Source organism: Ruegeria sp. CE8 (assembly GCF_056537465.1).
Genome location: NZ_JBQFRP010000001.1, coordinates 397,803 through 412,398 on the forward strand (window position 1 = coordinate 397,803; position 14,596 = coordinate 412,398).

General features: G+C 58.7%; 17 protein-coding genes. 8 read left to right on the forward strand and 9 right to left on the reverse strand.

Annotated elements, in window-relative coordinates; genetic code table 11:
• Nucleotides 1–62: 62 nt before the first annotated feature.
• The 4 genes from ACR0AA_RS02045 (at nucleotide 63) to ACR0AA_RS02060 (ending at nucleotide 3,919) form a co-directional block, all read left to right on the forward strand.
• On the forward strand, nucleotides 63–1,148 hold the full coding sequence (locus tag ACR0AA_RS02045; protein WP_480660550.1) for an ABC transporter ATP-binding protein: 1,086 nt from the start codon (nucleotides 63–65) through the stop codon (nucleotides 1,146–1,148).
• A 118-nt stretch (nucleotides 1,149–1,266) separates the two neighbouring features.
• Nucleotides 1,267–2,049, forward strand: a complete 783-nt coding sequence (gene surE, locus ACR0AA_RS02050) for a 5'/3'-nucleotidase SurE (RefSeq protein WP_480660548.1) — start codon at nucleotides 1,267–1,269, stop codon at nucleotides 2,047–2,049.
• Nucleotides 2,046–2,696, forward strand: coding sequence for a protein-L-isoaspartate(D-aspartate) O-methyltransferase (locus ACR0AA_RS02055; protein WP_480660547.1), 651 nt, complete (start codon nucleotides 2,046–2,048; stop codon nucleotides 2,694–2,696). Before surE ends, ACR0AA_RS02055 begins: the two co-directional genes overlap by 4 nt.
• 62 nt (nucleotides 2,697–2,758) lie before the next feature.
• Nucleotides 2,759–3,919: a peptidoglycan DD-metalloendopeptidase family protein gene (locus ACR0AA_RS02060; RefSeq protein ID WP_480660545.1), complete on the forward strand. Its 1,161-nt coding sequence runs from the start codon at nucleotides 2,759–2,761 to the stop codon at nucleotides 3,917–3,919.
• A gap of 11 nt (nucleotides 3,920–3,930) precedes the next feature.
• On the opposite strand, the gene ACR0AA_RS02065 is transcribed toward ACR0AA_RS02060, so the two are convergent.
• Complete coding sequence (locus ACR0AA_RS02065; RefSeq protein ID WP_480660543.1) at nucleotides 3,931–4,602, reverse strand: helix-turn-helix transcriptional regulator; 672 nt, start codon at nucleotides 4,600–4,602, stop codon at nucleotides 3,931–3,933.
• A 15-nt stretch (nucleotides 4,603–4,617) separates the two neighbouring features.
• The gene (locus ACR0AA_RS02070; RefSeq protein WP_480660541.1) at nucleotides 4,618–4,926 is read right to left on the reverse strand and encodes a hypothetical protein; all 309 of its coding nucleotides are present in this window, start codon (nucleotides 4,924–4,926) and stop codon (nucleotides 4,618–4,620) included.
• Between the two features lie 217 nt (nucleotides 4,927–5,143).
• On the opposite strand from ACR0AA_RS02070, the gene ACR0AA_RS02075 reads away from it, so the two are divergent.
• From ACR0AA_RS02075 to ACR0AA_RS02090, 4 genes are all read left to right on the forward strand, one after another.
• On the forward strand, nucleotides 5,144–5,359 hold the full coding sequence (locus ACR0AA_RS02075; protein WP_170325152.1) for a twin-arginine translocase TatA/TatE family subunit: 216 nt from the start codon (nucleotides 5,144–5,146) through the stop codon (nucleotides 5,357–5,359).
• Between the two features lie 6 nt (nucleotides 5,360–5,365).
• Nucleotides 5,366–5,824, forward strand: a complete 459-nt coding sequence (gene tatB / locus ACR0AA_RS02080) for a Sec-independent protein translocase protein TatB (RefSeq protein WP_480660539.1) — start codon at nucleotides 5,366–5,368, stop codon at nucleotides 5,822–5,824.
• Entirely contained in the window at nucleotides 5,821–6,696 is an 876-nt protein-coding gene (tatC, locus tag ACR0AA_RS02085) for a twin-arginine translocase subunit TatC (RefSeq protein ID WP_480660537.1), read from the forward strand. The genes tatB and tatC overlap by 4 nt, the downstream gene beginning before the upstream one ends.
• A 116-nt stretch (nucleotides 6,697–6,812) precedes the next feature.
• The gene (locus tag ACR0AA_RS02090; RefSeq protein WP_480660535.1) at nucleotides 6,813–7,655 is read left to right on the forward strand and encodes an ATP-binding protein; all 843 of its coding nucleotides are present in this window, start codon (nucleotides 6,813–6,815) and stop codon (nucleotides 7,653–7,655) included.
• A gap of 58 nt (nucleotides 7,656–7,713) precedes the next feature.
• Here the strand turns inward: ACR0AA_RS02090 and ACR0AA_RS02095 are convergent, their stop codons facing one another.
• From ACR0AA_RS02095 to ACR0AA_RS02125, 7 genes are all read right to left on the reverse strand, one after another.
• Nucleotides 7,714–8,358: an SDR family NAD(P)-dependent oxidoreductase gene (locus ACR0AA_RS02095; RefSeq protein WP_480660533.1), complete on the reverse strand. Its 645-nt coding sequence runs from the start codon at nucleotides 8,356–8,358 to the stop codon at nucleotides 7,714–7,716.
• Between the two features lie 41 nt (nucleotides 8,359–8,399).
• Entirely contained in the window at nucleotides 8,400–8,714 is a 315-nt protein-coding gene (locus ACR0AA_RS02100) for a hypothetical protein (RefSeq protein ID WP_480660531.1), read from the reverse strand.
• 213 nt (nucleotides 8,715–8,927) lie between these two features.
• Entirely contained in the window at nucleotides 8,928–10,451 is a 1,524-nt protein-coding gene (gene purF, locus ACR0AA_RS02105; RefSeq protein ID WP_480660529.1) for an amidophosphoribosyltransferase, read from the reverse strand.
• Between the two features lie 634 nt (nucleotides 10,452–11,085).
• Entirely contained in the window at nucleotides 11,086–11,685 is a 600-nt protein-coding gene (locus ACR0AA_RS02110) for a CvpA family protein (protein WP_480660527.1), read from the reverse strand.
• A 40-nt stretch (nucleotides 11,686–11,725) separates the two neighbouring features.
• A complete protein-coding gene (radA, locus tag ACR0AA_RS02115) occupies nucleotides 11,726–13,090 on the reverse strand; it encodes a DNA repair protein RadA (protein ID WP_480755338.1) in 1,365 nt (454 codons plus the stop codon).
• 120 nt (nucleotides 13,091–13,210) lie between these two features.
• Nucleotides 13,211–13,993: a DNA repair protein gene (locus ACR0AA_RS02120; RefSeq protein WP_480755339.1), complete on the reverse strand. Its 783-nt coding sequence runs from the start codon at nucleotides 13,991–13,993 to the stop codon at nucleotides 13,211–13,213.
• 147 nt (nucleotides 13,994–14,140) lie between these two features.
• The gene (locus ACR0AA_RS02125; RefSeq protein WP_480755340.1) at nucleotides 14,141–14,593 is read right to left on the reverse strand and encodes a paraquat-inducible protein A; all 453 of its coding nucleotides are present in this window, start codon (nucleotides 14,591–14,593) and stop codon (nucleotides 14,141–14,143) included.
• Nucleotides 14,594–14,596: the final 3 nt, after the last annotated feature.

Here is a 14,596-nt window from a genome sequence, read left to right on the forward strand (position 1 = left end):
CGGGGTTGTTATCCCCGCCCAAGCCCGATGGATTTGATCGGGAAAGGCAACGGGGTCCATCGGTGACAGAAAACGCTACTCCTCCTCGACTGGAAATCCGAAATCTGATCGCCCGGTATGAGGGGCGCGTTGTCGTGGATGACGTCTCTCTGACCGTGCAGGCGGGGCAGGTGACGTGCCTGCTGGGGCCTTCTGGCTGCGGTAAGTCCACCACGCTGCGCATGATCGCCGGGGTCGAGATGCAGGAGTCCGGCGAGATCTATGTCGACGGTAAGCTGATCTGCGACACGGTATTCCGCGTGCCACCCGAACGGCGCGAGATTGGCCTGATGTTTCAGGACTTTGCGCTGTTTCCCCATCTGAGCGTTGCCGACAATGTGGCTTTCGGACTGAAAGGGCATCGGGACGAGAAACGTGCCCGCGTTGAAGAACTGCTGAAAAAGGTCGACCTGATGCGGTTCGTCGACAACTTCCCGCATCATCTGTCCGGTGGTGAACAGCAACGTGTTGCACTGGCCCGCGCTTTGGCTCCGCGACCACGGATCATGCTGATGGACGAGCCGTTCTCGGGCCTCGACAACCGTTTGCGGGACGGCATTCGGGATGAGACGCTGGCGATCCTGAAAGAAGAGGATGCCGCCGTCGTACTGGTCACGCATGAGCCGGAAGAGGCGATGCGTATGGCCGACGAAATCGCCCTGATGCGACGCGGCAAGATCGTGCAGCAAGGCGCGCCTTACAACGTTTATACGCGACCGGCAGACAAGGCAGCGGTAGCATTTTTCAGCGATGTCAATGTTTTGCGGGCCAAAGTGAATGGAGCTTTGGCCGAAACCCCTTTTGGGCAATTCCTGGCGCCGGGTGTTCCGGATAACACGGATGTTGAAATCGTCTTTCGTCCTCAGCACGTCCGGTTGGACTTTGACCGCAACGGTAAGGGACCGCTGCCGACGCCCACTGACGGTGTTGCCGCACGTGGTGTTGTCGAACGGGCCCGGTTCCTCGGCAATGAGAGCCTCGTTGAGTTCCGGATGGACCATGACGGCTCGATCCTGAAGGCCACCGTGCCGAATGTTTTTGTTCCAAGTTCGGGGCGGGTTATGTGGCTGACCATCCGCCGCGACAGGTGCTTTGTTTTCCCGAAATAGGGTCTGAAGTCACAGTTTTGACCCAAGTGGTGCGCGAAAGCATCAGATTGCACGTGCCCTTTGCTTGCCGACGCGCGGGGGCGGGTCTATCAAGGTCAAAACGCTGGGGTGATGGGGCATGCGTATTCTTCTGACCAATGACGACGGGATCAATGCACCGGGGCTGATCGCTCTGGAGGCGATTGCCGCCGATGTTGCGGGCCCGGATGGTGAGGTCTGGGTCGTCGCGCCTGCCTTCGAGCAATCCGGCGTTGGTCATTGTATCAGCTACACGCACCCGATGATGGTCGCCAAACTGGGCGAGCGTCGCTATGCCGCCGAAGGTTCGCCCGCCGACTGCGTGTTGGCTGGCCTTCATGACGTGATGAAGGACGCAGCACCCGATCTGGTGTTGTCCGGCGTGAACCGGGGCAATAACTCGGCTGAAAACACCTTGTATTCCGGCACTGTAGGCGGCGCGATGGAGGCGGCTTTGCAGGGCATTCCTGCGATTGCCTTGTCGCAGTACTTTGGCCCACGCAATCTTGGGCTGGACGATCCGTTCGAGACCGCGACTCGCTTCGGTGCGGACCTTGTGCGTCGCATTCTGGATGCAACTCCATCAGAACAAGGCGATTACCGCCTGTTCTACAACGTAAATTTTCCTCCTGTTCCAGCAGATGAAGTGCTGGGTACGCGTATCGCAGCGCAGGGCTATCGGAGGGATACCCGCTTTTCGGTGGAACCGCACAGCTCGCCTTCGGGACGGCGGTTCCTCTGGATCAAGGGCGGGTATCAACACAATCCCACGGCGCCGGGCACTGATGCCGCGGTTAACCTGGAGGGCTATATTTCCGTCACGCCCATGCGCGCCGACCTGACGGCGCATGACGTGCTGGAGAAACTGAAGTCAATCGAATGAGCGGACCAGATCCACAAACTACCATGCAATTCCTCTTTGCCCTGCGGTCGCGCGGGGTAACGGATGCCCGCGTGCTGGCCGCGATGGAGCAGGTCGACCGGGGGTGTTTCGTTAAAGGTTTGTTTGCCGAGCGGGCATATGAGGACACTCCGCTGCCGATTGCCTGTGGCCAGACGATCAGCCAGCCGTCGGTGGTCGGCCTGATGACACAGGCGCTGGACGTGCGCCCGCGGGACACCGTGCTGGAAGTCGGCACGGGCTCGGGCTACCAGGCGGCGATCCTGGCAAAACTGGCGCGCCGGGTTTACACCGTTGAGCGCCATAAGCGTCTGGTGCGCGAAACAGGGCAGTTGTTTCGCGAGATGGGCCTGACCAATGTGACGGCGATGCTGTCAGATGGTTCCTTCGGTTTACCTGAACAAGCGCCGTTTGATCGTATCATCGTGACGGCTGCTGCCGAGGACCCGCCCGGGCCGCTCTTGGCGCAGCTCAAAATCGGCGGTATCATGGTTTTGCCGGTGGGACAGTCGGATGCGGTTCAGACCCTGATCCGGGTCAGGCGCACCGAGACCGGCTTGGACTATGACGAATTGTTACCCGTTCGGTTCGTGCCCCTGCTTGAGGGGCTTGGCAAAGATGGGGCGTAAAGTAATATTTGCGAAATGCGCTGGAACCCCGGACAACAGGGGCAGGTGTTGAGGACAGAAAAATGAGAGCAGTTTCCAAATCAGCAATTGTGGCGGGTGCGGCGTCCTTGGCGTTTCTGGCCGGATGCGAAGGCCCCCTGGACTATGACCTGCGTGGGAATGTCGGTGGGTTCTCCACGGCAGACGCGGCGCTTGCGGCGACTGGAAGCCGGCCCGCACCCGATGCGCGCGGTGTGATCACCTATCCGAATTATCAGGTGGCGGTGGCACGTCGTGGCGATACCGTTAACGATGTCGCGGCACGGGTTGGTCTGCCCGCAGCAGAAGTGGCGCGGTTCAATGGCCTTCAAGCAACAGATCCCTTGCGGGACGGTGAAGTGGTCGCATTGCCGCGTGCAGTCAGCGCAGCCAGTACCGTCGATATCGCGACGATAGCCGGTACCGCGATTGACGAAGCTCCGGCAGATGGGGCGGTGCGTACGTCGACACTGGAGCCCGCGAAACCGGCTGCAGCTCCGGCCCCGACACCCGCTCCGGCGGCAGGACCGGAGCCGATTCGGCACAAGGTCAAGCGCGGTGAGACCGCCTATACGATTGCCCGGTTGTATGACGTGCCGGTAGATGCGCTGGCGGAATGGAACGGGCTGGGTTCGGACTTTACGGTGCGCGAGGGGCAGTTTCTGCTGATCCCGATCAAGAACCAGCCAGCACCACGACAGGCGGCTGCGGTTCCTGCGACCACGATCACGCAACCGGGGCAGGGCTCACCAACGCCGACGCCCCCAAGTGCAACTCAGCCGCTGCCGGATGAGGTCATTGCGCCGGCGACGCCCGCCCCGGATGTGACCGCCGAAGCGCCCACCAACCAAAGCAATTCGGCGCTTGGGATGCCGGCCACCGGAACGATCATTCGGACCTATGACAAAGGCAAGAACGAGGGGATCGATATTGCCGCTGCGCCCGGCAGTCCAGTGAATGCCGCAGCAGCGGGAACTGTCGCCGCAATCACGGCGGACGCTGATCAGGTGCCGATCGTTGTCGTCAAACACAATAGCGATCTGCTGACGGTTTACGCCAATGTCGAGAAAATCACCGTCAAAAAGGGCGACCGTGTAAAACGCGGCCAAAAGATCGCGTCCTTGCGGGGTGGCGACAATGCCTATGTCCACTTTGAGGTGCGCAAAGGGTTCGAATCCGTCGATCCGGAACCTTATCTGCGGTGAAGGTGTAACGGTCAGGCGTGCGGGTCGTAATCGCTTAGGCGTTTGCCCGGTTCGTCTGCAAAAACCTCGGGCAATGGCGAGACGGTTTCGATCAGATCAATACGAAAGACGCGAAACCCCTGGCGCAGTTCGCACCATGATGTCAGCGTCCAGACGCGCCCCCAGTATTCCATATGCAGGGGGCGTACGACCCTGTCGGTCAGAACACCATCAATCCGACGATAAACCAGGCGCAGCTTTTGGCGGGATTTGATGGCGGCGCGGATTGGCGCCATATGGGCCAAACCCCGCGCTGCATCGGCAAATGGGTAAACGGCGAATTTCCAACTGTCCGCTTCGGCCACGACCTGTGTGGGCAGCACGGCGTCGATCTTGTCCGCTAGCGACTCGGCCGCAGCTTTTAAGTCAGGGTCGGCAGCCTCGGCGACGATGGCCATGCCGAGATTCAACGCCTCAAGTTCGGCGGGGGTCAGGTTCAGCGGGGGCAGGGTGATCTGCTCGCGTACCATGTATCCCACGCCGCGTTCGCCCTCGACCGGGACGCCGGAGGCAACCAGCGTATCCATGTCGCGATAGATCGTGCGGACTGACACCTCGAGCCGGTCCGCGATGTCCTGCGCGCGGTGCAGTTTTCCGTCGCGCAGGATCTGGATGATATCGAACAGCCGATCAGTACGGCGCATAGGATGCCCTGCTGGTCATGACGCTCCGATGGTCCAGTGGATCGCATCGTGGCGCATGGTCACGGTGTCGGGCGCAATTGCAGCCATCACGGCTGGGGCGAAATCCTGCTTGGGAAAGGCATCTGCGGCAGCCTGAGCGCAATCCATGTCGGCCCAGATGACAGTGTCGGTCCAAAGCCCGTCCTCACCCGAACTGAGGCGCCGGAAGACAAAGCCATTTGCATTCCGAACAAAGGATTCTGTGCCCTTCATGATGTTCACGAAATCCTCCTCTGTTACATCGGCCGCGAGTTTGAAGGTTACGGTTTCTGCGATTTGTGTCACGTGACGCTCCTGTTTCGTTTGAGACAGGTTCGTATTACGCCTTAGCAACTGACATAAACCTGTCAGTTGGAAAATGCGAGTCTTCAAAAAAAGCGTGATCCGTTCAATTTTGAGGGCGGAACACCACTGATACGCTTTTGCGATGGGCCGCTCGGGCGTAAACAAAGACGCAGATCACATTCCCGGCGCAGCGCGCCGACTTCAAAGGAGAAGAGACATGCTCAACAATATCGGCCTTCCCGGTCTTCTGCTGATCGCAGTTGTGGTGCTGGTGCTGTTTGGCCGCGGCAAAATCAGCTCGCTGATGGGCGAAGTGGGCAAGGGCATCACCTCGTTCAAGCGCGGCGTCAAAGAGGGCGCGGACGAACTGGAGCAGGATGCGGCCGAGGTGGCGAAAGACGTCACGCCTGAGACCGACAAAGACAAGGCCTAAGCGCAGATGTTTGATCTGGGCTGGACCGAGCTTCTGGTCATCGGCATTGTTGCCCTGATCGTTGTGGGGCCAAAGGACCTTCCGGTGCTGTTCCGCAATGTCGGCCGGTGGGTCGGCAAGGCCCGCGGCATGGCGCGCGAATTCAGCAGCGCCATGAACGAGGCGGCGGATCAGGCAGGTGTGAACGAGATCAAGAAGGGCCTGAATGCGGCCACCAATCCTGTAAACACCGCCATGGACGGCGTGAAAGAAGCTGCGCAGGAAATGGCCAAGAGCATGGACCCGACCAAGTTCGACCCCGACAGCGAAACCGGCAAACTCGCCGCCGAGCGTGCTGAGCAGGCCAAGAAGATTCAAGCCTCAACCGCCCGGGCCGCCGCTGAACGCAAGGCCAAGGAAGCTGCGGATGCGCTGGCCAAAGCCGAAGAGGCCGAAGCCGCGCTGAAGACTGAAAGCAAGACATGACAAAGACCGACGAGATCGAAGACAGCTCAGCCCCGCTGATCGAGCATCTGGCGGAACTGCGCACGCGGCTTATTCACTGTGTTGTGGCGTTTCTGATCGGGATGGTGATCTGCTTCACCGTCGCGACGCCGCTGTTTAACTTCCTGACAAACCCCTTGTGTGAGGTGCTCGCCGAGCGCGGGCAGGATTGTGGGCTGATCTTCATTTCACCGCAGGAAGGCTTCTTTGTTGCCATCAAGGTCTCGCTTCTGGGCGGTTTCATTCTGGCGTTCCCGTATATCGGGATGCAGATGTGGCGGTTCGTGGCACCGGGCCTGTACCGGTCGGAAAAGAACGCGTTCCTGCCGTTCATGATCGCATCTCCCTTCATGTTCCTGCTGGGCGCAAGCTTTGCCTTCTACGTCGTGACGCCGCTGGCTTATGACTTCTTCCTTGGCTTCCAGCAATTCGGGGCCGAAGGTGAGGCCGTGACCGAAGGCGCAACCGCCGCACCACTGAGCGTCGTATTTCAGGGATCCGCACAGGAATACCTGAACCTGACGATCAAGTTCATCGTCGCCTTTGGTCTGTGTTTCCAATTGCCCGTTCTCTTGACCCTGATGGGCAAGGCGGGGCTGGTCACGGCAGAGGGTCTGGGATCGGTACGGAAATACGCCGTTGTCGCCATTCTGGTGCTGGCCGCACTGGTGACACCGCCGGACGTGATCACTCAGGTCATCCTGTTCGTCGTCGTCTACGGCCTGTACGAGATTTCGATCTTCCTGGTCGCACGGGTCGAGAAGAAGCGGGAAGAACAGTTGCGTGCAGACGGCTATTACGACGACGAAGAAGAAGCCGACGAAGAAATAGTTCGGGAAGAAGAAGGCAAGTAACCTTCTCTGCTGATTACAATCAGGCGCGTCCCCCGGGGCGCGCCTTTTTTGTGCAGAGCTCTTGTTGCGCAGGCCTGAACGTGGTTTGAAACCCGCAAGACGGACCGGAGGAGCCTATGGACGACCAAGCCCTGAACCGCATCGCTGACGCGCTGGAGCGTATGGCACCGGCCCCGCTGGCCGCGCCTGATTTCGGGGCCGCCCCGGCGTTCGTCTGGCACGTTGAGCCAGACAGGCTGGAACCGGTCGCGCAGGTCAATCGCGTCGATCTGGATCTGCTGGTGGGCATCAACCGCTCTCGTGATACGCTGCTGGATAACACACGGCGATTTGCGGCCGGGTTCAAAGCCAACAATGCGTTGCTGTGGGGCGCTAGGGGTATGGGTAAGTCCAGCCTTGTCAAAGCGGTCCATGGCACTTTGCAGGCGGATTTTCCGGACCTCAAACTGGTGGAACTTCAGCGCGAGGATATGGGCTCGGTCGCGCGCCTGCTGAACCATCTGCGGGCGGCTTCGCACCGTTTCATCCTGTTCTGCGATGACCTGTCGTTCAGCCATGATGACCAGCATTACAAATCTCTCAAGGCGGTGCTGGATGGAGGCATCGAGGGCCGGCCCGAGAACGTCGTCTTTTACGCCACCTCAAACCGGCGTCACCTGATGCCGCGGGACATGATCGAAAACGAACGCTCCAGCGCCATCAACCCGTCCGAGGCGGTGGAAGAGAAAGTTTCGCTATCAGATCGGTTCGGCTTGTGGCTGGGCTTCCACCCCTGCGATCAGGACGAATACCTAGCGATGATCGATCGGTATTGCGCAGCTTACGGTGTCACTGTCGACGCAGACACGCTGCGCGCTGAGGCCATCGAATGGCAGGCCACGCGCGGCGCGCGCTCAGGTCGTGTGGCCTGGCAGTTCTTTGTGGATCTTGCGGGGCGCAACGGCGTCCATATCGCCTGATCCGGGCTTCATCTGGCCAAAAATACCTCCGCCGAAGGCATGGCCTAAAGGGCCATTCCTACAACAGCGCCAGAATCCGTGCGGCTTCGTCCGCAGTGCTCGTCAAGGCATCGCGATCCTCACCGGGATGGAAACGGGCGCGCACGGCGGTCGGCATCGGTGCTGGTTCCACGATCGAAACACGCGGGCCGGTGCGCTCGGTTTCGGCGGCCCAACTGCGCGCGAGCGCCAGCTGTGCACCTTTAGTGGCGCCATAGATGCCATAGAATTTCTCGCCCGCCTTGGGGTCGTCGAAAAATACGGCATGTCCGTTCTCGCCCAACAACGGCGCGATATAGGGGATCAGGACCGACGTTGCCGTCGCATTGATATTGACCGCCTTTGTCCATTCTTTGGGATCCACGAAATGCGCAGGCGTCAGGGCCGAGGTGTGGACGGCGGTATGCATCCAAAGATCCACCTTGCCCCAACGGTCATGGATGCCCCGGCACAGCGTTGCCATGGCATTCGGGTCCGCGATGTCCATTGGGGCCAGAGTGGCCGCGCCACCTTTGGCGTTGATGCGGTCGTCCAGTTCTTCCAGCCCACCGGTGGTGCGGGCAACTGCGACGATGTGGTAGTCGGGTGCCAAAGCTTCGGCGAGGGCTGCACCCAAACCGCGCGAGGCCCCGGTGATGAGGGCAATTTTGGTCTGATCGGTCATAACAGCGGTTTGAACCCCTGCGCGCAGGGCGTCAAGGCAGATTAACTACCGGGAATGACGATCCGCGTGGTCCGGCCGCTTTGTCGCAGCATGACGCCTTCAGCATCGATGGCAACCACGGTGCCCGAGGAGACACGGCTGCCCAGCTTGACCTCTTTGACCCGGCCGGAGGACGTGCGCATTAGGGCGCGCATGTCCGCTTTGGGGCCGAAGACGCCCAGGACGGAAACGGAATTCTTCTTCAACGCGCCCTTCTGCGTGGCCGCGCTTTTGACGGTGGCGTTCGACATGATTTCCGGCCCGGCCACAATGGCCCGACCCCTTGTTTTCAGAGTGGTTTGGTCACGGGCTATCAAACCAGACCCCGGAACAAAAGAGGTGTCAATGGAGGCACGGTGCCACCGTTTAACGGCTTTGCAGAAGCCCTTGCGATTGCGTTTCCTTCATCGAAAAGTTGTGCGCGGAAAAGGACCTATCAGGCTCGAATACCGGATAAAGCAAGGCCCGTTTCGCGTTAACGAGACGGGCCCAAAGTAATTTTGATTCGGTGCTGTACTTACAGCCCGGACTTAGCCGGACACCAGCTTTGCAGCGTTCCAGGATCCCCCCGGAACCTGCATGTCCTGCTTCTTTTTGCTGACCCGGCTGCTGTTTTCGAGACTGTCCAAATAGTCTTCACTTACGCTTCCGGTGATATAGTCGCCGTCAAAGCACGAACAATCGAAGGCTTCGATCTCGGGGTTACCTTCCTTTGCCGCCCAGATCAGGTCATCGAGATTCTGATAGAACAGTGCGTCCGCGCCCAGTTCCTCGCGAATTTCTTCGATGTCCTTACCGTTGGCAATTAGTTCATGCTTGGTCGGCATGTCGATCCCGTAGACGTTTGGGAATTTCACTGGCGGCGAGGCACTGGCGACGAACACCTTCTTGGCACCGGCTTCGCGGCACATCTGCACGATCTTCTTGATCGTGTTGCCCCGCACGATCGAGTCGTCGATCAGCAGCACGTTATGGCCTTCGAACTCCAGCGGAACAGCGTTCAGCTTACGGCGTACGGATTTCTGCCGCTCTTCCTGACCGGGCATGATGAAGGTACGGCCGACATAGCGGTTTTTGACCAGACCCTCACGATAGGGGATTCCGGTGGCCTTCGCGACTTCAAGTGCCACAGGGCGCGCACTATCGGGCACGGGGATGATACGGTCGATCTCAAGACCTGCGTCCTCGATCTGACGCGCCAGCGTCTGGCCCATACGCATCTGGGTCTTGTAAACCGAGACACCGTCCAGCAGCGAATCTGGGCGGGCGAGGTAAACATACTCGAAGATACACGGAGTCAGCTTCCCTACGACCGCCTGGAACGAGTGCATATTGCCGTCCAGATCGATCAGGATCGCCTCACCGGGCTTCACATCACGCAGCTTTTCAAAGCCGTTGATGCCGAATGCCACATCTTCGGATGCAAAGGCATAGTCGTCGCCTACTCCGTCGACATCGCGCTTGGCGACCGACAGGGGGCGGATGCCATAGGGGTCGCGGAAGGCCAGCATGCCGACGCCTGCCACCAGACAGATTACCGAATAAGCGCCTTGAACTCGCTCCATCGTCATCTTCACACCGGCAAAGATGTTACGGATCGGCTCGGCGTTGCCGTTGACCTTGATTGCATCGGCAACCTTGTCGGCCAGTACGTTCAGCAGGATTTCCGAATCCGACGTGGTGCGCAGATGGCGGCTGTATTTGGCCGTCACTTTTTCGCGCTGCTCGGCCGTGTTGGTGATGTTGCCGTTGTGAACCAGATAGATGCCATAGGGCGCGTTTACGAAAAACGGTTGTGCCTCTGCCGCGCTGAGCGATCCGGCAGTCGGGTAGCGCACATGCCCCATACCGACTTGTCCCAGCAGGGTCTCGGCGTCGTTGGCGTTGAAAACGTCCTTGACCAGCCCGTTCGCCTTTTTCTCGCGAAAGAACTCGCCGTTATAGGTGACGATCCCCGAGGCATCCTGGCCCCGGTGCTGCAGCATCAGCAGCCCGTCATAGATTTCCGCAAAGACATCATGTGTCCTGCTTGCGATCCCCAAAATGCCACACATGTACGGGCTCCAATTTCTACGACGTATTGACGTTGATTAGCGTTGCGGGTCGGAAAATCTGCACGGTGCGATCTGTAGGTTTTGTCGCCCTGCGAATGGGCGGTGCAAACGCGCCAGCGTCACGAGGGCGAGCGCGAAAGAAAACAGATACAGCAAGATCGGCAGCTCCGATTCCATGTCAGTTCGGCACTCACATAATGCCTAACCGCGTCTGTGTCATCAAAGGATCACATTTGCGATTTGACGCATGCATATTTTGCTAAACGACACATGAAAAGGTGACACATTCACATGCATGTGATGTCATAACGAAAGTAGCAAGTTTTGCGGCATTGGCAGAGTTTCGATTGGACGACAGACATGTGGCAGCACAAGCAAGGAACAAAGAAGAAAGAGCCGGCTAAGCGCCGGTGTCATCGATGCCGTGGTATGGGACGCGCACCCTGTCAGATTTGCAACGGGTCGGGCGAAGTCATCAAAACCCGCGATATCTATGGGAAGCCGATACCTAGCCGCTGCGATGGGTGTTTCGGCTTAAAAACGATCAGATGCACGGTTTGCGCAGGCGAGGGTTTCGTCTGAAAACGGCCTGTCGCACTGGAAAAAGAAAGCCCGGCTTGTTCCGGGCTCTTTTTTATTCGGTGGTGGTGGGGGCTGTCAGCTCTTCCGACGGTGCGGAACTTTCGTTGCAGCTTGCGACCAGTTCTTCGTACTGGCGGGTTACCCAGCCAAGTGCGGCTTCGGGGTTCTGCTCTTCGATCTTGTCGCTGAATTGCTCAAACACCTTGGCCGAGCGGCTTTCGTCGACAATCGTGTAAGACTGACCTGTCATGACCGTGTCGTAGACAAAGAAAGCGATGGCAACCAGCAGGATGCCGCGTGCAATGCCAAAGAAAAAGCCCAATGCCTGATCAAGCCCGCCCAATGCGGAACGCTGAACAATGGAAGAGAACAAGGGCGTGAAGATGCTGACGATAATCAACGCAATGGCAAACACCGCTGCAAAGCCCGTGATCACGGACAATTCACAGCTGTCGCGCAGGAAATCACCGACCACCGGGATTTCTTTGACCAAAGGCACCGCCTGCGGTGCGAAAATAAAGGCCAAAACTGCCGCAGCGACCCAGCCTGCAATGGCCAGAACCTCACGCAGGAAGCCGCGTGAATAGGCCAGAATGCCTGACACGACGATGATCAGGGCGACCACCCCGTCAATAATTGTAAAACCTTCCATGGCCCTCGCCTGTTCTTTTTCTGCCCCTCAAGGCGCAACTTTAACCTGCTCCGAAGGTTTCGCCAACAAACCCCACCAAGTCAGAGGGTCGGGTGAGTGTCAGACCTGCCACAGTGCCGGTTTTGCCACCGGCCGGAGCTATGGCCGATGTGAAACCAAGTTTTTGGGCTTCTTTCAACCTGTTTTCGGTCTGCGGGGCCGGTCTAAGTGCTCCTGATAGCGAGATTTCTCCGAAAACAACGGTGTCGGCGGGCAGGGCGGTGTCTTCACGAGCGCTGAGTAACGCAGCGGCAACAGCCAGATCAGCGGCAGGCTCGCCGATTTTTAGACCGCCGGCGACGTTGAGGTAGACGTCGAGCCCGGCAAAAGGGATGCCGCAGCGCGCTTCAAGCACTGCGAGGATCATCGCCAAACGGCCGCTATCCCAGCCGACGACCGTGCGGCGCGGCTGGGAATGCGGGGAAGGGGCCACCAGAGCCTGCAGCTCGACCAGAACAGGGCGGGTGCCCTCGATTCCGGCAAACACGGCCGATCCCGGGCTCGGCGTGCCACGCTCGGACAGGAACAGGGCCGAAGGGTTGGTGACTTGGGCCAGACCTTTGCCGGTCATCTCGAACACACCGATTTCGTCTGCTGGACCAAAGCGATTTTTGACGGCGCGCAAGATGCGGAATTGATGTCCGCGTTCGCCTTCAAAATAAAGAACGGTATCGACCATGTGTTCGACCACACGGGGACCCGCAATTTGACCTTCCTTGGTAACGTGACCGACCATAATGACGGAAACGCCATGTCGTTTCGCAAACGTGGTCAATTCATGCGCAGCGGCCCGTACTTGTGATACTGAACCCGGTGCGCTGTCGACATTGTCGGCCCACATGGTCTGAATCGAATCGATAATAGCGAGCCCCGGCTTTTCGGCCTCAAGCGTCGTCAGAATGTCGCGCAGGTTGGTTTCAGCCGCGAGTTGTACCGGCGCGTCCTCCAACCCCAGACGCCGCGCGCGCATACGGACCTGTGCGCTGGCTTCTTCGCCAGACACGTAGACGGTTTTTACGCCTGCACGCGCAAACCGAGCTGCGGCCTGTAACAGCAACGTCGATTTGCCAATGCCCGGGTCTCCTCCGACCAGCAGGGCCGAAGCCAGGACCAGACCGCCACCCAAAACGCGGTCCAGCTCTTCTACGCCGCACAAAGTGCGAGGTGGTGGTGTTTCCTCGGTCGAAAGGTCCGTGAGTGCAATGGACTGGCCGCGTTTGCCACCGAGGGATTTCTTAGCTGGACCAGCCGAAAGGGGTACGTCCTGGACGATGGTGTTCCATTCACCGCACCCGTCGCAGCGCCCGGACCAACGGGTATGGGTCGCGCCACAGGCCGAGCAGGAAAAAGAAGTCGTTTTTGCCATGCGGCCCTTGGTGCCCGAGGTTGAGCGGTTCTTCAAGCCCTTGCGGGCTTTCCTCACCGCCGGTGGGGCGCCGTGTCCTCAGGCCCGATGGGCCATCGTCCACGGCGGGCGCTGAGGCGCCTACTCCGCAGCGCGGGGCGGCGACATTGCTATGACGCTCGACTTCTTGGATTCCCGTTCGCTCGAAGCCGATTGTAGCTGTGCCGACAATTCGGGCAGCAGTTCGAACAATTCGTCCCGCAGGCGCGCCAGTTGCGACTTGGCAATGGATTCCTCCATCTCAATATCATGGGTCCATTGGCGCAATTCATGCTGGATGACCTGCGCTTCTTCGATCCGCTTCTGGAAAAGTTCGATCTCTTCCTGCCGCTGTTGTAGGAACATGCGGGCGCGGTTCACGCGGGCATCGCCATAGGTTTCTGCCAGTTCGTGGCTGATATGGCTCATTTGCGCGGCCAGTTCGAGAATCTGCGGCTCGAGCGATTGCAGGTCGGGGTGGTGGCGCAGGAAGGCCATTCTTTCCTTAACCGCATCAAACTCGGAGGACATCGTGAATGTATCACCGCGATCAGCAGCATGGGCCAGCTGATAAGCCTGAGAAATGTCATGCATGTTGAGTGCGAACTTCCGATGAGAGTTTTCCAGAGACATCATGCGGGCATTCGCAGGTAGGTAAAACGCCAGCATGAGAATCAGTACCGTCAGGCCGATCTGGATATACATCCCGGCGTCCACGACGGGGCCAGTGCCGAATCCGGCTTGCATTGAGAGCCAGGGTAAGACGCCCAAAGCGGCTAAAAAGCATGCGCCAACCGAGAATATCGCCGCTGTGCATATCAGGAAAAAAGTCAGCTTTAAAAAGGCATTCTGAAATTGCAATGTGATGTTGTGAAGGGCTGTCATGATAGACGAACTCCTTTAGGAACCGGAACCAACCAGCCCAAAGCGGAGAACAACTAAAGCACACAGATTGATCCGCTAAGGACCGAAACTACAAATTTTCACTGCTCGAAATATAAAGATGATACTCAGATTAACGTTTTCAATCAATTACGTCTGAGGATTTCGTGAACTGCGTGTCATTTCGGTAATGTGGCCCAATGCGAGTGAGGCCAGAATGCATGCTGTGAACAGGTAAAGGCCCCACGCAGTTTCGATGGTCGCGTAGGAAATTCCCTTGGCCAGCGTGATGTAAAGCGCGATCAGGAAAATGTCGGCCATGGCCAGTTTGCCGAGGATGTTCAGCGCGGGTTGAACACGTGGGTCCAACAGGTCCCATTGGATAAGCGCTGTGCCTATGGTTTTGATGTAGGGCGCGAAGAGGGCGAAGATGGTGACAATCAGGGCCAGAAAGACGTCCGACTTCCACAGAGACTGCAGACCGGTGATGACGCTGATTTCGCTAAGGCCGAAGATCGGCAGCAGGCCAGCGCGCATCAGTGGGGCGAACCACGCGATGGGGTAGAGGATCAGGAGGGAAAGGGTGGCGAGGCGGAGGGTCATGTT